General features: G+C 73.2%; 14 protein-coding genes and 1 pseudogene. 9 read left to right on the top strand and 6 right to left on the bottom strand.

Features of this window, described 5'->3' with window-relative positions; all coding sequences use genetic code 11:
• Positions 1-256: 256 nt before the first annotated feature.
• The 3 genes and pseudogenes from ACFQZ6_RS31470 to ACFQZ6_RS31460 all read left to right on the top strand — a co-directional run bounded on the left by ACFQZ6_RS31470 (position 257) and on the right by ACFQZ6_RS31460 (position 6018).
• Positions 257-3804: pseudogene (locus tag ACFQZ6_RS31470) on the top strand (ThuA domain-containing protein).
• A gap of 208 nt (positions 3805-4012) precedes the next feature.
• Complete coding sequence (locus ACFQZ6_RS31465; RefSeq protein ID WP_381615991.1) at positions 4013-4693, top strand: response regulator transcription factor; 681 nt, start codon at positions 4013-4015, stop codon at positions 4691-4693.
• Entirely contained in the window at positions 4690-6018 is a 1329-nt protein-coding gene (locus tag ACFQZ6_RS31460) for a sensor histidine kinase (protein ID WP_381615988.1), read from the top strand. Before ACFQZ6_RS31465 ends, ACFQZ6_RS31460 begins: the two co-directional genes overlap by 4 nt.
• Here the strand turns inward: ACFQZ6_RS31460 and ACFQZ6_RS31455 are convergent.
• Positions 5924-7435 carry an HAL/PAL/TAL family ammonia-lyase gene (locus tag ACFQZ6_RS31455; protein ID WP_381615985.1) on the bottom strand — a complete coding sequence of 504 codons (1512 nt, stop codon included), beginning with the start codon at positions 7433-7435 and terminating at the stop codon, positions 5924-5926. The two genes, ACFQZ6_RS31460 and ACFQZ6_RS31455, sit on opposite strands and share 95 nt — an antisense overlap.
• A 62-nt stretch (positions 7436-7497) precedes the next feature.
• On the opposite strand from ACFQZ6_RS31455, the gene ACFQZ6_RS31450 reads away from it, so the two are divergent.
• The 4 genes from ACFQZ6_RS31450 to ACFQZ6_RS31435 are packed head-to-tail and all read left to right on the top strand — an operon-like array spanning position 7498 to position 12783.
• Positions 7498-9066 (top strand): NAD(P)-binding domain-containing protein, encoded by a 1569-nt coding sequence (locus ACFQZ6_RS31450; RefSeq protein WP_381615982.1) that lies wholly within the window; start codon positions 7498-7500, stop codon positions 9064-9066.
• Positions 9063-10133: an alpha-hydroxy acid oxidase gene (locus ACFQZ6_RS31445; RefSeq protein WP_381615979.1), complete on the top strand. Its 1071-nt coding sequence runs from the start codon at positions 9063-9065 to the stop codon at positions 10131-10133. The genes ACFQZ6_RS31450 and ACFQZ6_RS31445 overlap by 4 nt, the downstream gene beginning before the upstream one ends.
• Complete coding sequence (locus ACFQZ6_RS31440) at positions 10127-11524, top strand: cytochrome P450 (protein WP_381615976.1); 1398 nt, start codon at positions 10127-10129, stop codon at positions 11522-11524. Before ACFQZ6_RS31445 ends, ACFQZ6_RS31440 begins: the two co-directional genes overlap by 7 nt.
• On the top strand, positions 11521-12783 hold the full coding sequence (locus ACFQZ6_RS31435; RefSeq protein WP_381615973.1) for a cation:proton antiporter: 1263 nt from the start codon (positions 11521-11523) through the stop codon (positions 12781-12783). Before ACFQZ6_RS31440 ends, ACFQZ6_RS31435 begins: the two co-directional genes overlap by 4 nt.
• On the opposite strand, the gene ACFQZ6_RS31430 is transcribed toward ACFQZ6_RS31435, so the two are convergent.
• Both ACFQZ6_RS31430 and ACFQZ6_RS31425 read right to left on the bottom strand, forming a co-directional pair.
• Complete coding sequence (locus tag ACFQZ6_RS31430; protein ID WP_381615971.1) at positions 12771-14243, bottom strand: class I adenylate-forming enzyme family protein; 1473 nt, start codon at positions 14241-14243, stop codon at positions 12771-12773. The genes ACFQZ6_RS31435 and ACFQZ6_RS31430 overlap by 13 nt on opposite strands.
• Positions 14236-15780 (bottom strand): NAD(P)-binding domain-containing protein, encoded by a 1545-nt coding sequence (locus tag ACFQZ6_RS31425; RefSeq protein ID WP_381615968.1) that lies wholly within the window; start codon positions 15778-15780, stop codon positions 14236-14238. Before ACFQZ6_RS31425 ends, ACFQZ6_RS31430 begins: the two co-directional genes overlap by 8 nt.
• Before the next feature lie 137 nt (positions 15781-15917).
• Between ACFQZ6_RS31425 and ACFQZ6_RS31420 the strand changes: the two genes are divergently transcribed.
• Positions 15918-17423 (top strand): aldehyde dehydrogenase family protein, encoded by a 1506-nt coding sequence (locus ACFQZ6_RS31420; protein WP_381615965.1) that lies wholly within the window; start codon positions 15918-15920, stop codon positions 17421-17423.
• A gap of 20 nt (positions 17424-17443) precedes the next feature.
• Here the strand turns inward: ACFQZ6_RS31420 and ACFQZ6_RS31415 are convergent, their stop codons facing one another.
• On the bottom strand, positions 17444-18070 hold the full coding sequence (locus tag ACFQZ6_RS31415; RefSeq protein ID WP_381615962.1) for a TetR/AcrR family transcriptional regulator: 627 nt from the start codon (positions 18068-18070) through the stop codon (positions 17444-17446).
• Between the two features lie 97 nt (positions 18071-18167).
• Here ACFQZ6_RS31415 and ACFQZ6_RS31410 point away from each other — a divergent pair, with 97 nt between their 5' ends.
• A complete protein-coding gene (locus ACFQZ6_RS31410) occupies positions 18168-19307 on the top strand; it encodes an acyl-CoA dehydrogenase family protein (RefSeq protein WP_381615959.1) in 1140 nt (379 codons plus the stop codon).
• A gap of 81 nt (positions 19308-19388) precedes the next feature.
• Here ACFQZ6_RS31410 and ACFQZ6_RS31405 read toward each other — a convergent pair whose 3' ends face one another.
• Positions 19389-21218, bottom strand: coding sequence for an AMP-dependent synthetase/ligase (locus tag ACFQZ6_RS31405; protein WP_381615956.1), 1830 nt, complete (start codon positions 21216-21218; stop codon positions 19389-19391).
• Positions 21219-21268: 50 nt separating this feature from the next.
• Positions 21269-23455 carry a 3-hydroxyacyl-CoA dehydrogenase NAD-binding domain-containing protein gene (locus ACFQZ6_RS31400; protein WP_381615954.1) on the bottom strand — a complete coding sequence of 729 codons (2187 nt, stop codon included), beginning with the start codon at positions 23453-23455 and terminating at the stop codon, positions 21269-21271.
• Positions 23456-23468 lie beyond the last annotated feature (13 nt).

Here is a 23468-nt window from a genome sequence, read left to right as displayed (position 1 = left end):
CTCCATGAACGCCTGGCAATACCAGCGGACATCGCGGCAGGAAATTACTGGCACGCGAGAATCTGTTATCGAATAGGGCCGTCCACCGTCGCGCGCCGAACCAACGGCGATTGATACGTGAAAAGTGTTATGGAGTCGACCGCACCCGATTCATATTGACTGTCGCGATACGCCGCTGCATCCTGGCCCGCAAACCACGGGAGACGGCCGCATCTGGTGTGACTCCCCCCGTTGCTCCGCCGGAAGGGGAGACGGAATGCGTCGCATCATCGTTGTCTTCGGGGCGATAGCGAGCGTGCTTCTGTCGCTCGTCGTCGCCCAACCGGCGTCAGCGGCGCCGGCTTTCCGGGCCCTGGTCTTCACGAAGACCGTGGGCTACCGGCACGATTCGATCCCCGCTGGCCTCGCGATGTTCCGGGAGCAGGCGGCGGCCAACAACTTCGAGGTGGTCCACAGCGAGGACTCCAGCGTTTTCACCCCGGCGAACCTCGCCACCTTCGACGTGCTCATCATGTTCCAGACCTCGGGAATGGTGTGGACCACGGCGGCCCAACGTCAGGCGGTGGAGGGCTACCTCGCCAGCGGAAAGGGCGTCGTCGCGATCCACAACGCCACCGACATGGGCATCGAGGGCGAGTACCCGTGGTGGGACCAGACCATCAACGGCGGCGCGCACATGCCGGAACACTCCCCCGGCGTGCTGGGCGGCACCGCGATCGTCGCGGACAAGAAGCACCCGTCGACGGCCGGTCTGCCGGACCGCTGGAACCGCAGCGAGGAGTGGTACAACTTCGACCGCAACCCGCGCGGTGACGTCCATGTCCTGGTCACCGCGGACGAGCGGACGTACAACCCGGCCCCCGCGCCATGGGTCCTGACCACCCCATCTCCTGGTGCCGCAACACCGGCGGCGGCCGGGTGTGGGCCACCGGCATGGGGCACGCCAGCGCGGCCTACAGCGAGACCCACTTCCGCGACCACGTCCTCGGGGGCGTCAAGTGGGCCGCGGGGAACGAGCCCGGCGACTGCGGCGGCACCGTCTGGAGCAACTTCGACAAGCGCACCCTCGACGACAACACCACGGACCCGATGGCCCTCGCGGTCGCCCCGGACGGGCGGGTGCTCTACGTCCAGCGGGCCGGGCAGGTGAAGATCTTCAAACCGGCCACGAACAGCACCGTGACGGCCGGGACGCTCAACGTGTACACCGGCGGCGAGGACGGCCTCACCGGACTGGCGCTCGACCCCGACTTCGCCAGCAACGGCTACGTGTACCTGTACCACTCCCCGGCCGGAGTCCCGAACGACATCAACCGGGTCTCCCGGTTCACGCTCACCGGCGACACCCTGAACATGTCGAGCCAGGTGACGGTCATCGACATCCCCGCGACCCGGGACCGCACGTTCGCCGAGCCCGGGCACACCGGCGGATACATCGAGTTCGGCCCCGACAAGAACCTCTACATCGGCACCGGGGACGACGTCCCACCGAACCTCGACGCCAACTGGCAGGGCTACGCCCCGCTGGACTGGCGGCCGGGCAAGGCCAACCTCGACGCCGCCCGCACCGCCGGCAACACCAACGACCTGCGGGGCAAGCTCCTGCGCATCCGGCCGTCGGCCGACGGCGGCTACACCATCCCGTCCGGCAACCTCTACCCGCAGGGCACGGCGCGGACCCGGCCGGAGATCTACGCGATGGGCTTCCGCAACCCGTTCCGCTTCTCGATCGACCCGGCCAACGGGTGGGTCTACCTCGCCGACTACGGCCCCGACCGGAACCCTCCCGCGACGAACCGCGGCCCCGAAGGGCTCGTCGAGCTGAACGTCATCAAGGCGCCGGGCAACTACGGCTGGCCGTTCTGCCACGGCGACAACCAGGCCTACGCGCCCTACAACCCGGACACCGGTGTCGTCGGCGCCAAGTTCAACTGCGCCGCGCCGGTCAACAACTCACCGAACAACACCGGCCTGACCAGCCTCAAGCCGATCGTCGCGCCGAACATGTGGTACGGCTACGGCGTCTCACCGGACTTCCCCGAACTCGGCTCCGGCGGTTCGGCGCCGATGGGCGGACCGGTCTACCGCTACGACGCCGCGAACCCGTCCGGGACGAAGTTCCCGCCCTACTACGACGGGGTCCACTTCTTCTACGAGTGGTCACGCCACTCCGTCAAGGAGGTCCACTTCGACTCCGCGACCGCGGTCACCCGGACCAACCCCTTCCTGCCCGCCAGCAGGTTCCTCAAGCCGATGGACATGGAGTTCGGGCCCGACGGCTCGCTGTACCTGCTCGAATGGGGCACCGACTTCTTCGGCGGCAACAACGACTCGGGGCTCTACCGCATCGACTACGTCCAGGGAGGGCGGTCGCCGATCGCCAAGGCCACCGGCACGCCCACCAGCGGGAACGCGCCGTTGACCGTGCAGTTCAGCAGCGCGGGAACCACGGACCCCGATCCCGGCAACACGCTCAGCTACCACTGGACGTTCGGTGACGGCACCACGTCCACGGCGGCGAACCCGTCCCACACCTACACCGCCAACGGCAACTACACCGCCCAGCTCAAGGTCACCGACAACACCGGCAAGACGGCCTTCGCCAACGTGCCGATCACCGTGGGCAACACCGCACCGGTCGTCACGATCACGGTTCCGGCCGACGGCGGAATGCTGGACTTCGGGGACCGTGTCCCGTACAGGGTGTCCGTCTCGGACCCGGGCGGCGCGCCCGTCGACTGCGCCAAGGTGTTCGTCAACCCCGCCCTCGGCCACGACGACCACCAGCACGAGACCACGGACTACCCGGGGTGCTCGGGCACCATCGACACGACGCTGCTCGGCGGGCACCCCGACGGCGCCAACCTGTACTACGTCCTCAACGCCCGCTACACCGACGACGGTGGCCCCGGCGGTGCGGCCCCGCTCACCGGCCACGCCCACGCGATCCTCCAGCCCAAGCACAAGCAGGCCGAGTTCTTCACGGACCAGTCCGGTGTGCAGCTCGTCGAGCAGGCCGGAGCGGAGAGCGGCAAGCGGGTCGGCTACATCTCCGCCAACGACTGGATCGCGTTCGACCCCATGAGCCTGTCGGGCATCACGAGCGTGCGGTACCGGCTGTCGTCGCCGGGCGGCGGCGGATCGATCGAACTGCGCGCCGACTCCCCGACCGGCACCCTCCTGGCCACCACACCGGTACCGAGCACCGGCGGCTGGAACACCTACCAGTCCACGCCAGCCGTGAACACCACCGGTCTCGCTGGCTCGCACAAGCTGTACCTGGTGTTCAGGGGCACGTCGGACAACTGGTTCGACCTCGACTCGCTCACGTTCGGCGGCGGCGGAGTCGGCGAACCGGGCAGCGGCGGCGGCGTGGCCGGTCGGACCTGGACGGTCGCGGCGCAGCACAGCGGCAAGTTCATGGACGTCAGCGGCGCCTCGACCGCTGACGGCGCCCAGATCGTCCAGTGGCCGGGCACCGGCGGCGACAACCAGAAGTGGCAGGCCGTCGACGCCGGTGGCGGCGCCGTCCACCTGAAGGCGGTGCACAGCGGCAAGTGCCTCGCCGTCACGGGCGGGTCCACCGCCCAGGGCGCGTTCCTGCAGCAGTCCACCTGCGACAACGGCAACGCGCAGAAGTTCCTCGTCACACCGACCACCACGGCGGGCGTGTACACGATGAAGAGCCTTCCCAGTGGACTGTGCGTCGACGTCAACGGCGGTTCGACGGCCGACGGCGCACGGCTCCTGCAGTGGGGCTGCCACGGCGGCACGAACCAGCAGTGGCGGTTCACGGCCGTGTAGCGCGTCCGTTCGCCGTCGGCACCACCAGACTCCGGAAGGGCCACCGCTCAGCGGCGGGTGGCCCTTCCGGCGTGCCGTCCGCGGTGGCGGGATACCGACGGTCGGCGGCCGGTGCGGCGAAGCCCTTCCCCGCTGTGCGTCGAGAAGTGGAACTCCCCTATGTCACAAAGGCGTTGACAGGCCCGAGACTGGGGCGAGGGAGGGCACGGTGACTCTGGAACACAGGCGGGATCCCTGGCGGCTGCTGTTGGTCGAGGACGACCTGGAGCTGGTCGAGTTGCTCGGCGGGGTGCTGCGGGACGAGGGGTACGCGGTGGATGTCGCGACCGATGGGCAGCGTGGGCTGCATCTCGGGCTCAGCCGCAGCTATGACGTGCTCGTGATCGACCGGCGGCTGCCGGTGCTGGACGGGCTCGGTCTGCTGCGGCGGCTGCGGTCGCGGCCGGTGCGGTCGCCGGTGCTGCTGCTGACCGGGATGGGCAGTGTGCCGGACCGGGTGGACGGGCTGGACGCCGGGGCCGACGACTATCTGCCCAAGCCCTTCGACCTGGACGAACTCACCTCCCGGTTACGGGCGCTGTGCAGACGGTCGCTGGACGCGACCGACGTGCTGCGGATCGGTTCCGGCCAGTTGTACGTCGGGCGGCGGGAGGTGGTGCTGGCGGACGGTGAGCGGGTGGGGCTGGCGGCGCGGGAGTTCGCGCTGCTGTGGGCGCTGGCCACCCGCCCGGACGCGGTGTACTCGCGGGCGGAACTGCGCCGGACGGTGTTCGAGGAGGCGCACGCGCCGTCCATCGTCGACACCTACGTGTACTACCTGCGCCGCAAGCTCGGGCGCGGGGCGGTGCGCACGGTCCGCGGGGTCGGCTACCGGCTGGGGTCGTTGTGAGGGAGCCGGGGCGGGCGGGAGACGAGGCGGTGCGGCGGGCCCGGCGGCGGATCGTGTGGACGACCGCCGCCATCATCACGCTGCTGATCACCGTCGTCGGCGGGGTCGCGTACACGGTGATGACGCACGCCCAGGACGACCAGGTACGCCGTGAGGTGCGCTATGGCGCCGCGCACAGCGACCTGTCCCGGCCGCCCGCGTGCATGTGGCTGTACGGCCGGGGCGCGGCCGTGATGCCGAACGCGCCGGTCGGGTTCCCGTTGTACGCCGACCTGGACCGGGTGCGGCAGACCCGGGCGCCGGTCGAGCGCACGGTGCGGCGCGCGGGCACCGTCTACCTGGTGCGGACGGAGATGCGGGACAGCGGCGACGTGGTGCAGGCCGTGCTGGACCTGCGGACCCAGCTCGCCGACCGCAGCCACCTGTGGTTCGCGCTGAGCGTGGCCGAGGTGGTGGGGCTGGCCGCGGCGGGCGTCACGGGGCTGGTCCTGGGGCGCCGGGCGGTGGCGCCGCTGGCGGAGGCGCTGGCCCGGCAGCGGCGGTTCGTCGCCGACGCCAGCCATGAGCTGCGCGCGCCGATCACCCGGGCGCACACGCGGGCGCAGGTGCTGGCGCGCCGGGCGGCGAAGGACGGGCTGCCCGCCGCGCACCGGGAGGGGCTGGCGCTGCTGGTGACCTCGCTGGGGCGGCTCGGGGAGGTGCTGGACGACCTGCTGTCGTCGGCGGCCCTGACGGCCGGGCAGACGTGGCGGGCGGTGCGACGGGTGGACCTGGTGGCGCTGGCCCGGTCGGCGGCGGCCGAGGAGGCGGAGCGGGTCCGTGAGCGCGGGCTGACCGTGCGGGTGGACGGGCCGCCGCATCCGCTGTGGGTCGACGGGGTCGCGTCCGCGTTGCGCCGGGCGGTCGGGGAGCTGCTGGCCAACGCCATCGCGCACACCCCGCCGGGCGGCCGGATCGAGATGGCGCTGTCCCGTTCCGGTACGACGGTGGTGCTGGCGGTCACGGACACCGGGCCCGGTTTCGACGCCGGGGAGGCCGAGCGGCTGTTCCGGCGGTTCCACCGGGGCGGTGGCGGCCGGTACGGGCTGGGGCTCGCGCTGCTGCGGGAGGTCGTCACGAGCCACGGCGGCACGGTCGCGGCGACGGCGGGCGGACCCGGGCACGGTGCGCGCTTCACCCTCCGGCTGCCGCAGAGCGCGCCGCCGCCCCCGGCGGTCCCGGAACCCGCGTTCAGGACCTGGCGTGCGTGGCGAGCAACCGTGCCGCTGTCCGGACGTCCGCGTCCAGTGGGCGGTCCGGGTCGACCGGGGCGATCGCGGCGGTGAGGGTGTCGAGGAGGGCGGCGCAGCGGGGGGCGGTGGGGTGTCGGGCGCCGACGTGCACGGCCTGGCGCAGGCCCAGGGCGAGCGAGCCGCACAGCAGGACGAGCAGGTCGGCCATGTCGTGGGCGCGCAGGGCGGCCTGGGTGCCGAACGGGACGATGTCCTGGTTGTGCAGGTTCGTCGGCAGGCTCTGCATGGCGGCGGGGGTGGCGCAGCGGCGGATCTCGGCGACGAGGGCGGTGGTCGCCAACTGGACGCCCTGGAGGCCGTGCTGGGCGCCGGGTTCGGTGGCGAGCATGGGCGGGAGGCCGCCGTTGCGGGCCGGGTCCACCAGCAGGTCGAGCTGGCGTTCGGCGAGGTTGCCGAGCTGGGCGGTGACGGAGGCGAGCAGGTCGGCGGCGAACGCGGCGGGCTGCCCGAAGAAGTTCCCGCCGTGCACCGTCCGCCCTGGAGTGTCCTCCGCACCGGGCAGGAACAGCGGGTTGTCGCTGACCCCGGCCAGGTCCGCCGCGACCACCGTGTCGACGTACCGCAGCGCGTCCCGCGCGGCGCCCAGCACCTGCGGGGAGCAGCGGATGCTGTACGGCTCCTGGAGCGGGCGTTCGCCGGACGGGACCGTACCGGCCAGGTGGTGCCGCATCCGGGCGCCGGTGTCGGCGGCGCCGGGGTGGCCGTAGGCGCGCAGCAGGTCGGCGTCGAGGAAGCCGGGGTCGCAGCCGAGCAGGTCGGCCAGCAGGCAGGTCAGGGCGGTGAGGGCGTGGTGGGCGGCGTGGACGGTGTCCAGGGCCAGGGCGAGGGCGGCGGTGGTGACGGAGGTGCCGTTGACGAGGGCGAGGGCGTCGCGGCCGTCCAGCGTGAGGGGGCGCAGTCCGCTGGCGGTGAGCGCCTCGGCGGCGGGCATCCGGTGGCCGTCGACGTAGGCGTGGCCCCGGCCGCGGAGCGCCTGGGCGGCGTAGGCGAGCGGGATCAGGTCGCCGCTGGCGCCGACGGAGCCGTAGCGCGGGACGGCCGGGGAGAACGTCGTACCGAACATGTCGGCGAGGCGGTCGACGACCTCGGCGGAGACCCCGGACAGGCCCTGGGCGAGGGACCGGGCGCGCACCAGCAGGGCGGCGCGGACGATGCCGTGCGGCAGGTCGGGGCCCTGTCCGGCGCCGAGGTGGGCGAGGGTGTTGTCGCACTGGTCGGCCTCGTCGGCCCGTCCGGCGTAGCCGACGAGGGCGCCGAATCCGGTGGTGCTGCCGTAGATGGGCCGCCCCCCGCCGTCGCCGTCGCGCAGGGCGCGGAAGAGGCGGCGCCCGCGGTCCAGGCGGGCGCGGGCCGCGTCGTCCACGGTGACGGTCAGCGGCCCGGCCGCGCGGCGCAGGACGGCGGGGTCGAGGGGCGCGGTGAGGGTGACGGTGTCCTGGGTGGTCAGCACGTCCGGGACGGTAGGCGGGGAATCTCAGAGGGCTCTGAATTGCGCTGGCTAGCTTCCGGGCCATGGCGCACGACTACCTCATCATCGGAGCGGGCCCGGCCGGACTCCAGCTCGCCGCCTTCCTGGAGCGCGACGGCGCGGACTACATGGTGCTGGAGCGCGGCGGCGGTCCCGGCACCTTCTTCACCCGGTTCCCCCGGCACCGCACCCTCATCTCCATCAACAAGGTGCACACCGGGTACGACGATCCGGAGCTGCGGCTGCGGATGGACTGGAACTCCCTGCTGAGCGACGATCCCGAGCTGCTGTTCACCCGCTACAGCAGACGGTACTTCCCGGCCGCCGACGACATGGTCCGCTACCTGCGCGACTTCGCGGAACGCACCGGCGTACGGGTGCGGTACGGCACCGCCGTGGAGCGGGTCGCCCGGGACGCCGACGGGTTCGCCGTGACCGACGCCACCGGGGGGACCTGGCGGGCGCGGCGCGTGGTGGTGGCCACCGGGGTGCCGCTGCCGAACCTGCCGTCCGTACCCGGCATCGAACTGGCCGAGCGCTACGACACCTTCGACCCCGACCCGGAGTCCTTCACCGACCAACGGGTGCTGGTGCTCGGGCGCGGCAACTCCGCCTTCGAGACGGCGGACAGCCTGATGGAGACCGCGGCCGTCATCCACCTGGTCGGCTCCGGTTCGCTGCGGATGGCCTGGCGGTCGCACTACGTGGGCCATCTGCGGGCGGTGAACAACAACTTCCTGGACAGCTACCAGCTCAAGTCGCAGAACGCCCTGCTGGACGGGCGGGTCCTGGAGATCCGGCGGGACGGGGACGGCTTCCGCGTGCCGGTGGCGTTCGAACGGGTCGACGAGGTGGTGAAGGACCTCCACTACGACCGGGTGATCGTCGCGACCGGGTTCCGCTTCGACGCGTCCGTGTTCGACGGGAGCTGTACGCCCGAGACGGTGGTCGACGGCCGGTTCCCCGCCGTCACCGCCGTCGGGGAGTCGGTGAACGTGCCGGAGCTGTACTTCGCCGGGACGCTGACGCAGGGCCGCGACTTCAAGAAGTCGACCACCGGTTTCATCCACGGCTTCCGCTACTCGGTGCGCGCCCTGCACCGCGAGCTGCGCCGCCGTCACCACGGTGAGCCCTGGCCGGTGGCGGAGCTGGGGCCCGGCACCGAGGGCGCCGTCCGCCGGATCGTCGAGCGGGTCAACCGGTCCTCCGCGCTGTGGCAGCAGTTCGGGGTCCTCGGCGACCTGCTGCTGCTCGCCCCGGACGGCACGCTGCGCTACGCCGAGGAGGTGCCGGTCGGCCATGTGCCGCGGGCCGTGCGCGCGGGGCACCTCGGGGAGGTGGCCGCCCACGCGGTGATCACCCTGGAGTACGGGGCCGACCACGACCGCGTGGACCCCTTCGACGTGACGGCGGGCCGCCCCTCCCAGCAGGACACCTCGGGTCTCGACGGCCGCTACCTGCATCCGGTGCTGCGCTGGTACCGCGCCGGGGAGTTCGTCGCCGAGCACCACCTGACGGAGAACCTGGAGAACGAGTGGGACGACGAGGCCGTGCACCTGGCCCCGCTGCGCGCGTTCCTCACCACCTACCGCGGCGCCCCGGTGGCGCCATGACGCTGCGCGCGCTGCACGACAGGGCCCGCCGGATCCTGGACCCGGTGCGCTACGACTTCGTGGCGGGCGGCGCGGGCGCGGAGCGCGTCCTGGCCGACAACGAGCGCGCGTTCGACCGGTACCGGCTGCTGCCGCGGGTGCTGCGCGGCAACGCGCGGCGGGACACGTCCGTCGATCTGCCGGGTGCCCGCGGGGCCGGGCCGGTGCTGGTCGCGCCGACCGCCTTCCACCGGCTGCTGCACCCGGACGGCGAGCGGGCCACCGCCCGCGCGGCGGCGGCCGAGGGCGCCGTCCTGGTGACCGGCCTGGCCGCGACCGTCGCGGTCGGCGAGGTGGTCGCGGCGGCCCGGGAGACGGTGGCCGACGCGGCGGTGTGGTTCCAGCTCTCCCTGCACCCGCGCCCCGAGGTCACCGAGGCGCTGGTGCGGCGGGCGGAGCAGGCGGGCTGCACCGCGCTGGTGGTCACCGTCGACGCCCCGGTGTTCGGCCGCCGCGCCCGGGACCTGCGCAACGGCTTCACGGACCTGCCGCCCGGCTACGCCGCCGAGAACATGCGGGACCTGCCCGGCGCCCCACCGGGCGCCCTCACCGACATCCCCATGTCCCCGGCGCTGTCCTGGCGGGACTTCGACGCGCTGCTGGCCGCGACGGCGCTGCCCGTGCTGGTGAAGGGGGTCCTGCACCCGGCCGACGCGCTGCTGGCCGTCGCGCACGGGGCGGCCGGGGTCGTCGTCTCCAACCACGGCGGGCGCCAGTGCGACACCGTACCGGCCGCCGTGGACTGTCTGTCGGCGGTCGCCGGGGCGGTCGCGGGCCGGGTGCCGGTGCTGCTCGACGGCGGGGTGCGCCGGGGTTCGGACGTGGCCGTGGCGCTGGCGCTGGGCGCGGCGGCGGTCGGGGTGGGCCGCCCGGTGCTGTGGGGGCTGGCCGCCGACGGGGAGGCGGGCGTGCGGCAGGTCCTCGCTGAGCTGCGGGACGGCTACGACCACACGCTGGCGCTGTGCGGGGGCGGCGGCAACACCGATCTGACGCCGGACATGGTGGTCCGCGGGGACGGTCCGTGGTGAGCGGCGGGCGGGGTCCTGACACCTGGTGGCTGCCGCGTGCCGTGGTGGCGCTGCGGGTGCGCGTCTTCGAGCGGGTGAACGGCGACCGGGCGGTGACGCTGCCCAACGCGGCGTACGGCCCCGAGGTGTTCGAGCGGGTGTACGCCCATCCGGCCGCCAACGGCCGCAGCGCCGGGGCGGGGTTGTCCGACCTGTTCTGGTACTGGCTGGCGCCGGGGCCCGAGGTGCACCAGGAGCACCTGGAGCCCGGGCCGCGCTACGAGGAGGTGGCGGAGACGACCCGGCGCATCCTCGCGGGCGGCTCGGCGGACCTGACGGCGGCGGCCACCCGGGCGGTCGCCGGGGTGCTGGACGCGCTGCCCGCGGACCGGATCAGCCTGGTGCGGCTGCGTGACCTGGTGATGCCCGCCTGGGCGGAGTTCTGCTACGGGCTGGTGTTCCGCGAGCCGTGCCCGCCGCACGCCCGGAAGCTGATCACCGGGCACGCGGAGGACGTGATCACCGCCCTGAAGTGCACGGGGTTGCGGCATCCGCGGCGCCGGGCGCGGCTGACGGCGTACCTGCGGCAGCGGGTGGCGGCCGGTGACGTGCCGCACCGGCTGCCGTCCTCGCTGTCGCCCGAGGAGCGGGTCTTCTACCTCCAGGGCACGTTCTTCAACACGGCGGTGGTGCAGTTGTCGGAGGCGACCGCGCACGTGCTGCTGGCGCTGGCCCGGCATCCGGAGGCGCAGCGGAGGCTCGCGGGCGACCCGGACGACGAGCGGTACCTGACGCACGTACTCGACGAGACGATGCGGCTGTACCCGCTGTTCGGCATCGCGCACCGCGTCACCACGGACGACATCCCGCTCGACGGGCGCACCACGCTGCCGTCCGGCTCGGTGGTGTGCTTCAGCTACCCGGACTACCACGCCGCGGGCTACGACCGGCCGGACGAGTTCGACCCGGACCGCTGGGCGTCGCTGTCCGCCCGGGACGTCCACCACATCCCGTTCGGGGTGGCGGCCAACCGGCCCTGTCCGGCGTGGCGGTTGTCGCCGCTGGTGCTGCGGGCCGCCGTACGGGAGGTGCTGCGCCGCTTCCAGTTGGACTCGCCGGTCGCGCACACCCGGTCCATCCCGCACCGCGCGCCGTGCCTACTGGTCCCGCGCGGGCTTGAGCCCGGGGCGCGCCTCGCGCAACTGCGGCGGTTCCTGCGGGTGCGGGACGGGGTGGAGGACGTCACCCGGGGGGTGCGGCAGCTCGTGCTCGGCACGGTGATGGTGCTGCACGCCCGTCGACTGCGGCTGGCCGCACGGTACTTCGAACGGTTTCCGCCCGACCGCTGCCCGGTGGCCCACGGTACGCGGGACCGGTCCACGGGAGATCACTCCTCGGGAGACAGCGCATGACGCCCTCGGAACTCGCCCCCGCGTTCTTCCTCGCCGTCGTGGTGATCCTCGCCGTGTGCCGGGTCGTCTCGGCGCTGCTGGGGCGGCTTGGTCAGCCGCCGGTGGTCGGGGAGATGCTCGCGGGGGTCGTCCTCGGTCCCTCGGTGCTCGGCGCGCTCCTCCCGGGGGTGGAGGCGGGCCTCTTTCCGGAGGAGTTGCGGCCGGTCCTGTACGTGGTGGGGCAGATCGGGCTTGTGGCGTTCATGTTCCACGTCGGCTGGGACTTCCGGGTGGACCGGCTGCGCGGGGTCGCCCGGTCGGCGGGGCTGGTCTCGGCGGCGGGGGTGCTGGTGCCGGTGGCGCTCGGGGCGGCGCTGATCACCGCCGTCGGGGAGCGGACGGGAACCCTGGTGCCGGGGGTGCCGCTGGTGGTGTCGGCGCTGTTCGTGGGGGTGGCGCTGGCGGTGACGGCGTTCCCGATGCTGGCGCGGATCATCTCCGAACGGGGCCTGGCCGGGACCCGGTACGGGTCGCTGTCGCTCGGTGCGGGTGCCGTGGACGACGCGCTGGCGTGGGTGCTGCTCGCGGGGGTCTTCAGCATCTCCGGGGGCAGCGCGGATCTGGTGTCGGTGGCCGTCGTCGGCTCCCTCGGGCTCGTGGTGGTGCTGGCGGTGGTGACGCGGCTGCACGGCCATACGGTGCGGCTCTCGGAGCGGGTGGCGCCGGAGAGCCTGCTGCCGGTGCTGGTCGGGGCGCTGTTCCTGGTGGCCTGGTACACCGACGAGATCGGGCTGTACGCGGTGTTCGGGGCGTTCAGCCTCGGGCTGGTCTTCCCCCGGTCGGAGCGCCTGGACCACACGGCGGAGACGCTGAAGCCGGTGGGCACGGTGTTCCTGCCGCTGTTCTTCACCTACTCGGGCCTGAACACGGACTTCGCGCTGCTGGCCTCCGGGCCGGTGCTGCTGCTGACGCTGGGCTGTGTGCTGGTGGCGGTGGCGGGGAAGTTCGGGGCGTGCTGGCTGGCGGCGCGGCTGGCCGGGGAGCCGGGGGCGGTGGCGCTGCGGGTGGGGGCGCTGATGAACGCGCGGGGGCTGATGCAGCTCATCGCGCTCAACCTGGGCCTTGCGGCGGGCATCGTGACGCAGGCGCTGTTCAGCGCGCTGGTGGTGGTCGCCGTGGTCACCACGGTGATGGCGACGCCGTTGCTGGCGTGGATAGACCGGCGGGAGCGGGCGCGGGGCGGGGGTCCACGGCGTGCGGCGGCGCCTCAGGTGCGCTGAGCCCGGGCCGCCAGCGCCCGCTTGTCGGGCTTTCCGGCGGGGGTGAGCGGCACCTCGTCGAGGAGGGTGAGCCGGGTCGGGGCGGTGGCCTCGCCCAGTTCGGCCGCCACCAGGGCGCGCAGTTCCGCGAGGTGCGGCGCCTGGCCCGGCGCGGGCACCACGTGGGCGTGGACGGCCTCGCCGGTGTCGTCGTCGGGGACGGCGACGACGTACGCCTCCCTGACGGCCGGGTGGGTGGCGAGCACCCGCTCGACGGGTCCGGCGTAGTAGAGCTGGGCGTTGACGATGACGACGTCACGGGCGCGGCCGGTCAGCCAGAGGCGGCCCGCGTGGTCGAGGTGGCCGATGTCGCGGGTGCGGACCCAGCCGTCGGTGAACACCTCGGCGCTCAGGGCGGGTTCGCCCCAGTAGCCGCAGCCCTGGGAGGGGGTGCGGGCATAGAGCTCGCCGTCCGTGCCGGGCGGCAGGGGCCTCCCGTCGGCGTCCCGTACCTCCAGGTCGACCGGGGGGACGCCCAGCGAGCCGGGTCCGTCGTACGGGGTGGCCATGGAGATCATGCCGGTCTCCGTCTGGCCGTAGCCGTGGAAGACGACGGGTCCGAGCACCTCGGCGGCCTCGCGCAGCCGGGCGGCGTCGATCGGGGAGCCGGAGACCATCAGGGCGCGCAGGGCGCCGAGGTCGGCGGGGCGGGCCCGGACGCTCGCGACGAGCTTGGTGAGGCGGGCCACGGTGATGACGCTGCCGGTGGCGCGGTGGCGCACCAGGCTGTCGGGGAAGGCCGGGGCGTCGGCGGTGACGAGGGTGCCGCCCGCGGCCAGGGCGAGCAGGCCGTACTCCAGCATGACCTGGCTGGCGAGGGTGCCGAAGACGAGGAAGCGGCGCAGGCGCGGGGCGAGTTCGCGGATGGCGGGGGGCCAGCGGTCGGGGTGGGCCGCCCAGGCGGCGGTCATCGCGGCGTAGGTCTGCGCGCACGCCTTGGGGACGCCGGTGCTGCCGCTGGTGTGCAGGAGCCGGGCGACGTCGTGCGGGCGGGCCGTGACGCGGGGGCGGCGGCCGTCGTCCTCGGCGGCGAGCAGGTCGGCCAGGGCCAGGGGCGGGACGGTACCGGTGCCGTCCTGGTCGTCCGGCCGGTCCGGGCTGTCGGTGACCCGGTGGGCGATGTCCGCGCCGGTGAGCAGCTGGTGCCGTTGGTCGGCCGTGAGGCCGGGGCGTACGCCGACGACGCGGGCGCCCACGGTGTGGGCGGCGAGGACGGCGGCGAACGCCTCGGGGGTGACGCCGAGCAGCAGGGCGACGCCGTCGCCGGGGCGCACGCCCCTGGCGCGCAGGCCGCGCGACACCCGCCCTACCAGGGCGAGGAGTTGGGCGCCGGTGACGGTCCGGTCGCCGTGCTCGAAGACGGGGCGGTCGCCCGCCGCGTCGAGGAGGTCGAGGACGGCGCCGGGAAACTGCTCAGCCAAGGCAGGACTTCACGAACGCGGCGAGCGGCTGCCGGTGCACGGCGGGGATGTCCCAGTCGTTCTCCAGGTTCTCCGCCAGGTGGTGGGTGCCCGCGAGGCCGCCGTCGCGGTAGTACCGCACCACGGGGTGCAGGTAGGTGGCGTCCATGGCGTGCTCGGGGTCGTTCTCGCGGACGCGGGGCACGGTGACGTCGAACGGGTCGACGTGGTCGTGGTCGGGCCCGTACTCCAGGTCGATGACGAACCGGTGCGCGGCGGGCCCGAGTCCGCCGTCGGTGACGTAGTCGAGCGGGACCTCCTCCGCGTAGCGGGTGTGGTCGTCGTGGACGGTCGCGACGTCGCCGAGGAAGCCGAACTGCTGCCACAGCCCGGAGGAGCGGTTGACGCGCTCCACGAGGGCGTCGGCGACGGCCTCGGGCGTGGCGGGCAGGGTGCGGGACGGCCACGGCGTCGCGTGGTGGCGGGCGCCGAGGACGCGGTGCAGGGCGCGCGTGCCGTAGCGGAAGCCGTGGATGAAGCCGTTGGTGGACCGTTTGAAGTCGCGCTGCTGGGTGAGCGTGCCCGCGAAGTACAGGCCGGGGACGTTGACGGACTCGTAGGCGGAGGTCTGGGCGGGGAACCGGTCGTCGATGGTGAGGGCCGGTCGGCAGTCGGCGGCGAACGGCGTGGCGTCGAAGCGGAAGCCGGTGCAGACGATGACGCGGTCGTAGTGGAGTTCGCGGAGCCGCTCGGTGGTCCGGGCGTACCGGAACTCGACCCGGTAGCCGCCGTCGGGCCGCTGTTCGATCGCCTCCACGGTGCCGTCCAGGACGGCGTTCTGCGACTTGAGCTGGTAGCTGTCGAGGAAGTTGTTGTTGACCGCGCGCAGATGGCCGACGAAGTGGGTCTTCCAGGCCAGCTTCAGCGAGTGCGGTCCGGCGACGTGGATGACGGCGGCCTTCTCCATGAGGGCGTCCGCGGTCTCGAAGGCGGAGTTGCCCTTGCCGAGGACGAGGACGCGCTGGTTGGTGAAGGAGGCCGGGTCGGTGTCGAAGGCGTCGTAGCGTTCGGTGCGCTCGATGCCGGGTATGTCCGGTACGTGTGGGAGAGAGACGCCGGTGGCGACGACGAGGCGGCGGGCCCGGAAGGTCCGGCCGGTGGTGTCGCGCGCCAGGAAGCCGTCACCGTCGCGGGAGATCCGCTCCACGGCGGTGTCGTATCGCACCCGTACGCCGGTGCGCGTCGCGAAGTCGCGCAGGTAGCGGACCATGTCGTCGGCGGCCGGGAAGTAGCGCTCGCTGTACCGGGTGAAGAGCAGTTCGGGATCGTCGGTGAGCAGCGAGTTCCAGTCCATGCGCAGGGCGCGTTCCGGGTCGGTGTAACCGGTGTTGACCTTGTTGATGGAGATGAGCTGTCGATGCCGGGGGAAGCGGGTGAAGAACGTGCCGGGGCCGCTCCCCCGCTCCAGGACGACGTAGTCGCGTCCGTCGCGTTCCAGCAGAGCGGCGAGCTGGAGACCGGCCGGTCCGGCCCCGAGGATGAGGTAGTCGCGCACCATGGGCCGGACGCTAGCGGCCCTGGATCAGAGGTCTCTGAGATTGCGGAAATCCCCCCTTGAACTCCCCCCTCCGTCACAGGTGTTGACGCTTGATGAAACAACTCAATAGATTCAGTATCATCGACTCAGGAGACCGGATGACCGACACCGCCCCGACCGCCGCGCCCCGTGCCGAGGTCTTCACGACGTACTCCCCCGCGACCGGTGAGCCGGTCGCCGAACACCCGGTGGCCGGGGCGGCGGAGGTCGCCGACGCCGTCTCCCGGGGCCGTACCGTCCAGGAGGGCTGGGCGGCGCTGCCCGCCTCCCGGCGCCGGGACCGGTTGCTGCGGTGGAAGAAGGCGCTCGCCACCGAACTGGACACGGTGGCCCGCACCATCGCGGAGGAGACCGGGAAGCCGTCCGGTGACGCCGCCCTGGAGGTCGTCCTCACGCTGGAGCACCTGGCCTGGGCCGCCCGCAACGCCGACCGGGTGCTGCGGCGGCGCCGGGTGGGCGCCGGGCTGTTCGCCGCCCACCAGCGGGCCTCGCTGGTGCACCGGCCGGTCGGGGTCGTCGGGGTGATCGGGCCGTGGAACTACCCCCTCTACACGCCGATGGGCTCCATCGGTTACGCCCTGGCCGCCGGGAACGCCGTGGTCTTCAAGCCGTCCGAGCTGACCCCCGGCACCGGCGTGCTGCTGGCCGAACTCTTCGACGCCGCCGTGCCCGGACACGCCGGGCTGCTCGCCACCGTCACCGGACCGGCGTCCACCGGGGAGGCGCTGGCCAGGTCCGGGGTGGACAAGCTGGCGTTCACCGGGTCGCCGGGGACGGCGCGCAAGGTGATGGCGGTGTGCGCGGAGACGCTGACGCCGTTCCTCGCGGAGTGCGGCGGCAAGGACGCGGTCATCGTCACGGCGGACGCCGACCTGGACGCCGCCGCCGACGCCATCGTGTGGGGGGCGCTCAGCAACGCCGGGCAGACCTGCGCGGGCGTGGAGCGCGTGTACGCGGTGCGGGAGATCCACGAGGCGCTGTGCCAGCGGGTGGCCGAGCGGGCGGAGAAGCTGCGCCCCGGTGCCGACGCGGACGCGCCCTACGGGCCGATGACGCTGGCGGGACAGGTCGACGTCGTCGAGCGGCATGTGTCGGGGGCGCTCGCGGCGGGCGCGCGGGCGCTGGTGGGCGGCGCGGAGTCGGTGCGCGCCCCGTTTGTCGCGCCCGTCGTGCTGACCGACGTCCCGGAGGACGCGGCGGCGATGACGGAGGAGACCTTCGGGCCGGTCGTGGCGGTCAACGCGGTGGCCGACGTGGACGAGGCGGTGGAGCGGGCCAACGCCTCCCGCTACGCCCTGGGGGCGGCGGTGTTCTGCCGGAGCGGGCGTGCCGGTGCGGCGATCGCGGCGCGGCTGCGCGCCGGTGCGGTGTCGGTGAACTCGGTGCTCGGCTTCGCCGCCGTGCCCGCGCTGCCGTTCGGCGGTTCACGGGACTCCGGGTTCGGGCGCATCCACGGCGCGGAGGGGCTGCGCGCCTTCACCTCCGTGCAGTCGGTGACCGTGCAGCGGTTCACCCCGCCGCTCGCGCTGACCTCCTTCGCGGTCCCGGCCGCCACCCGGGAGCGCGCGGTACGGCTGGCCCGCGCGCTGCACCGGCGCCGCTGAACAGGCCGCTGAACCGCCGGTCAGGCGTCGAGGAGCGGGGCGAGGTAGCGGCGGGCGAAGGCGCGGGCCTGGTCGTCGTCGTCCATCTCGACACAGCTCACGGGGTTGAGCAGGAAGGACACCGCGACCCGCACCATCAGCTCGGCGACCGGGCGCGGGTCGTCACCGGGACGGCCCTCGGCCTGCTGCGCGCGGCGCAGATGCCCCGTCAGGTACTCGACGGTGGCGGAGAGCGAGGAGCCGCCCTGCACCGTCAGATAGGGCAGCACCAGCTCCGGTTCCAGGCGCAGCAGCCCGCCGAAGAGCGGATGGGCGCGGGTGTGGCGCAGGGCGACCACGAACCCCTCGACGATCCGCTCCCCCATGGTCGGCAGCCCCGCCACCGCGCTGTCGAGCCGCTGGAAGAACCGGCTCAGCTCGCGCAGCAGCGTGTCCTCGACGAGCTTGTCCTTGCTCTGGAAGCGCCGGTAGACGGTGACCCGGGAGACACCGGCCCGTTTGGCGACGTCGTCCACGGAGGAGCGGCGCAGGCCGAGCAGCGTGAACTGCTCCAGGGCCGCGTCGAGGATCCGGCGGGCCACCGGGTCGTCCGGCTCCGGCTGCGCGAGGGCACGGGCGAGCCACGCGGCGTTCGTGTCAGTGCTCATGGTGTTCCTCACGATACCGCCACGCCATCGCCCAGATACCTTGATACATATAGCATAACTATGTATCTCGCTGTCGCAGTGGACACCGGAGGACCTGATGGGCAGTCGTCTCACCGAAGAGCAGGCCGACTTCGTCTCGGCCGTGCGTGACTTCGCCAAGCGCGAGTGCGGCACCCGCGAGCAGCGGGACGCGCTCACCGAGGGCGGCCGGACGGCGCACAGCCCCGAGCTGTACGGCAGGCTGGCCGAGCTGGGCTGGCTCGGGGTGTGCCTGCCCGAGGAGTACGGCGGCGCGGGCGGCGGACTCGCCGACGCCTGTCTGTTCCTGGAGGAGACGTCCTACGGCATGGTCCCGTGCGGCGGCTTCGTCACCACCGTCATCGCCGCGAAGGCGTACGAGGGTTTCGGCACCGAACGGCAGCGGAGCGAGGTGCTCGGCGGCGCCGTGCGCGGCGACGTCCTCGCCATCGCCATGTCGGAGCCCGGTGCCGGGTCGGACGTGGGCGCGCTGCGCTGCCGGGCCCGGCGGGAGCGGGACGGCACCTGGGTGATCGACGGCCAGAAGACGTGGATCTCCAACGCGCACTGCGCCCGGAGCATCCTGCTGGTGGCCCGCACCGGCGAGGACAAGCACGGCGGGCTGACCATGTTCCACCTGCCCACCGACACCCCGGGGATGGAGATACGAGGCATCGAGACCATGGCGGGCCGGGAGGTCAACGACGTCTTCCTCTCCGGTGTGCGGCTGCCCGCGGACGCCGTCGTCGGCCAGGTCGACAACGGCTGGCGGCAGTTGATGGCCGGGCTCAACCACGAGCGGCTCTTCCTCGCCGCCAACATGCTGGGCCTGGCGCGCCGCGCCTTCGACGACGCCGTCTCCTACGTCCGCTCCCGGGAGCAGTTCGGGCGGCCCGTCGGCTCCTTCCAGGCGCTGCGGCACCGGATCGCCGACCTCGCCACCGAGATCGAGTGCACCCGGCTGCTGGTGCGGGAGGTGGCCCTCGACTGCGACGCGCACCCGGACCAGTTGTTCCCGCGCGAGGCGTCGATGGCCAAGCTGAAGGCCACCGAGGTCGCCAAGCGGACCGCCCTGGAGGGGATGCAGATGATGGGCGGCTACGGCTACACCACGGAGTTCGACATGGAGCGCCACCTGCGGGCCGCGGTCGTCTCCACGGTCTACGGCGGCACCAGCGAGATCCAGCGGGACGTCATCGGCAAGACGTACGGCCTGTGAGGGTCCCGTCCGCGTGAAACGGCCGTGGCCGCCACCCTCGTACGGGGCTGGCGGCCACGGCCGTCCGGGGCGCGGGCGCGCTCACTCGCCGTAGAGCGCGGCCAGTGCGGCGCCGTACTTGTCGCGGATGACCCGGCGGCGCATCTTCAGCGACGGCGTCAGCTCGCCCGTCGCCGGGCCCCACTCCTCGGCGAGCAGCTCGTACCGCTTGACCTGCTCGGTGCGGTTGAGGCGGGCGTTGGCGGCGGCCACGGCGCGGTCCACCTCGGCCCGGACGGTGGGGTGCGCGGCCAGGGCCGCCAGCCCCTCGGCCCCGACGCCGTTGGCCGCGGCCCAGGCGGGGGCGGCCTCCGCGTCCAGCACCAGCAGGGCGACCAGGTAGGAGTGGTGGTCGCCGTGCACCATCGCCTGGCCGATCAGCGGGTGCTCCTTGAGGGCGTTCTCCACCAGCGCCGGGGAGACGTTCTTCCCCGTCGAGGTGATGATCATCTCCTTCTTGCGGTCGGTGAGCCAGAGGTAGCCGTCGTCGTCGATCCGGCCGATGTCGCCGGTGGCCAGCCAGCCGTCGGCGTCCACCGCGGGCCGTACCGAGCCGTCCGGCTGGAGGTAGCCGGAGAAGACGGACGGCCCCCGGACCAGGATCTCGCCGTCGTCAGCGATGCGGAGTTCCACGGTGCCCACCGCACGCCCCACCGAGCCGAGCCGGAAACCGGTCTTCGGGCTGTTGCTGGTGGCCACGCCGGTGGTCTCGGTCAGCCCCCAGGCGTCCATGACGGCGATCCCGAAACCGGCCCAGAACCGCACCACCTCGCCCGGCATCGGCGCCGACGCGCTCGCCGCCCACGTCACCCGGTCCAGACCGCCCGCCGCCAGCATCGGCAGCAGGACGTCCTCGCGGACCCTGGCGTAGCGCTCCGCCAGGTCGGCGGGCGGCTCCTCGCCCCGCTCCCGGTACCCGACGTGCTCTCGGGCGACCTCGAACGCCCCGTCGATGACGGCCCGCTGCTCGGCGGGCATCAGCGACAGCACGGCCCGTACGGCGGCGGACAGCTTCTCCCAGATCCTCGGCACCCCGAAGAACTGCGCGGGTCGCACCTTGCGCACCACCTCGCCGACCCGGGTCGGGTCGGCGCAGAGGTAGACGTGCGCGGCGCGGTGGCAGGGCAGGTAGATGCCCAGCATCCGCTCCGCGATGTGCGCGAACGGCAGGTAGCAGATGTGCTCGGCGTGCGGGGGCAGCTCCACCACGGCGTCCAGCGCCAGCGCGTTGGACATCACCTGGCGGTGGGTGAGGACGACGCCCTTGGGCTCCCCGGTGGTGCCCGAGGTGTAGACGACGGTCAGCGGGTCGTCGGGGCGCGCGGCGTCCAGCTCCTTCGCGAACCCCTCGGGCACCGGCGCGTGCGGCAGGTCGGCGTACGGGACGTGGGCCTGTCCCGGCTCCGGTTCGGCCACCACGAGCCGCTCCAGCGGGGTGTCGGCGTCGGTGAGCAGCGGCTCCCACACCGCCACCTGGGCCGCCCCCTCCACGACGGCGAGGCGGGCGCGGCAGTTGCGGGCGATGTGGGTGATCTGCTCGGGCGCCGAGGTGCCGTAGACGCTGACCGGGACCGCGCCGAGGCGGACCAGTGCCAGGTCCGTCAGCCAGTGCTCGGGCCGGTTGGACATCATCATCAGCACGTGGTCGCCGCGGCCGACGCCGAGGGACCGGTACCCGGCGGCGAGGCTGCGGGTGCGCTCGTGGACCTCCGCCCAGCTGAGCGTCACCCAGTCGCCGCCCGGCTCCGCCGACTGCCAGGACAGCGCCGGGAGTTCTGGGTGGGCGTCGGCGTTGCGGGCCAGCAGGTGCGGCAGGGTCCGTTCGACCGGGTCGTCGGGCAGGTCGACGGTGGTGCGGGGTGCCGAGGTCATCGGGGCCTCCTTGTGGGTCGGAGGGGACGTCTCCTCTGGGAGACCGGGGGTCAGACGCGGGGTGGGTCGGTGAAGGTCTCGCCCTTCTCGGCCATCGCCAGCAGCAGCGCGGGCGGCGTGAACCGGTCGCCGTGGCGGTCGGCCAGTTCCCGGGCGCGGGCGACGAAGCCGGGCAGGCCGCCGTCGTAGCCGTTGACGTACTGGAGGACGCCGCCGGTCCAGCCGGGGAATCCGATGCCGAAGATGGAGCCGATGTTGGCGTCCGCGACCGACGTGAGCACGCCCTCCTCCAGCAGCCGGACGGTGTCGAGGGCCTCGACGAAGAGCATCCGCTCCGTCAGCTCGGTCAGGTCGGCGGGCTGCCGTCCGGGGTCGGTGAACTGCTCGCGCAGGCCCGGCCAGAGCCCGACGCGGCTGCCGTCGACGTAGTCGTAGAAGCCCGCGCCAGCGGAGCGCCCGGTCCGGCCGAACTCGTCGATCATGCGGTCGACCACGGCGTCCGCGGGGTGCGGCTCCCAGGTGCCGCCCGCCGCCTCGACCGCGCGGCGGGTCTCCTCGCGGATGGCGCGCGGGAGGGTGAGGGTGAGTTCGTCCATCAGGGAGAGGACCTTCGCGGGGTAGCCCGCCTGGGCCGCCGCCTGTTCGACGGAGGCCGGTTCGATGCCCTCCCCGACCATGGCGACGCCCTCGTTGATGAAGTGGCCGATGACGCGGGAGGTGAAGAACCCGCGCGAGTCGTTGACGACGATCGGCGTCTTGTTGATCTGCCGGACCAGGTCGAAGGCGCGCGCCAGCGCCTCGTCGCCGGTGCGCTCGCCCTTGATGATCTCGACGAGGGGCATCTTGTCGACGGGTGAGAAGAAGTGCAGCCCGATGAAGTCGGCCTGGCGCTCCACGCCCTCGGCGAGGGTGGTGATGGGCAGGGTGGAGGTGTTGGAGCACAGCAGCGCGTCGGGGGCGACCATGTGCTGGATCTCCTGGAACACCTTGTGCTTGAGGGCGGTGTCCTCGAAGACGGCCTCGATCACCGCGTCACAGCCCGCGAGGTCGGCCGCCTCCGCGGTCGGCGTGATGCGGGCGAGCAGCGCGTCGGCCTTCTCCTGGGTCGTACGGCCCCGGGAGACCGCCTTCGCGCACAGCTTCTCCGAGTAGCCCTTGCCCTTGAGGGCCGACTCCAGCGACACGTCCTTCAGCACGACGTCGATGCCCGCGCGGGCGCACGAGTAGGCGATCCCCGCGCCCATCATCCCCGCGCCGAGGACGGCGACCTTGCGGACCTTGCGCGGCTCGACGCCCTGGGGCCGGTTGGCACCGGAGTTGACCGCCTGGAGGTCGAAGAAGAACGCCTGGATCATGTTCTTGGTGACCTGCCCGGTCACCAGTTCCGTCAGGTACCTGGCCTCGATGGCGAACGCCGTCTCCACGTCGACCTGGGCGCTCTCCACCGCGGCGGCGAGGACGTTGCGCGGGGCGGGGTGCGGGGCGCCGCCCGTCCTCTTCTTCAGCAGCGCGGTGAAGGCGGGGAGGTGCGCGGCGAGCTTCGGGTCCGCGGGGGTGCCGCCGGGGATGCGGTAGCCGGGCCGGTCCCAGGGCTGCTGCGACTCGGGGTGGGCGTCGACGAACGCCCGCGCACGGGCGAGGAGTTCGGCCGGGTCGGCGGCCAGTTCGTCGACCAGACCGGCCTCCAGGGCGCGGGCGGCGCCGTACTGGGTGCCCTCCAGGAGGACCTTCCGCAGGGCGTCGGCCACCCCGAACATCCGGACCGTGCGGGTGACCCCGCCGCCGCCCGGCAGCAGCCCCAGGGTGACCTCGGGAAGGCCGACGCGGGTGGCCGGGCCGTCCAGCGCCACCCGGTGGTGGCAGGCGAGGGCGATCTCGTAACCGCCGCCGAGGGCCGCGCCGTTGATCGCGGCGACGACCGGCCTGCCCAGCGTCTCCAGCACCCGCAGCGAGCGCTTGACGCGCATCCCGGCGTCGTAGGACGCCTGCGCGGTCTCCGGCGTGACGGAGATCAGGTCGCGCAGGTCGCCGCCCGCGAAGAAGCTCTTCTTGGCGGAGGTGACGATGACACCCCGGATGGCGTCCCGGTGTTCCGTCAGCCGTGCCGCGACGGCGTCCAGCGAGTCGATGAACGCGGCGTTCATGGTGTTGACGGCCTGGGCGGGGTCGTCGAGGACGAGGGTGACGACGCCGGTGTCGTCCTGCTCCCAGCGGATGGTGGTGGACTCGGTGCTCATGAGGTGACTGCTC

Origin of the sequence: Streptomyces flavalbus (genome assembly GCF_042674625.1) — a bacterium.
Classification (GTDB): domain Bacteria; phylum Actinomycetota; class Actinomycetes; order Streptomycetales; family Streptomycetaceae; genus Streptomyces; species Streptomyces flavalbus.
The sequence above is the reverse complement of the archived record's forward strand: the minus strand, read 5'-3'. Positions and strand labels throughout refer to the sequence as shown.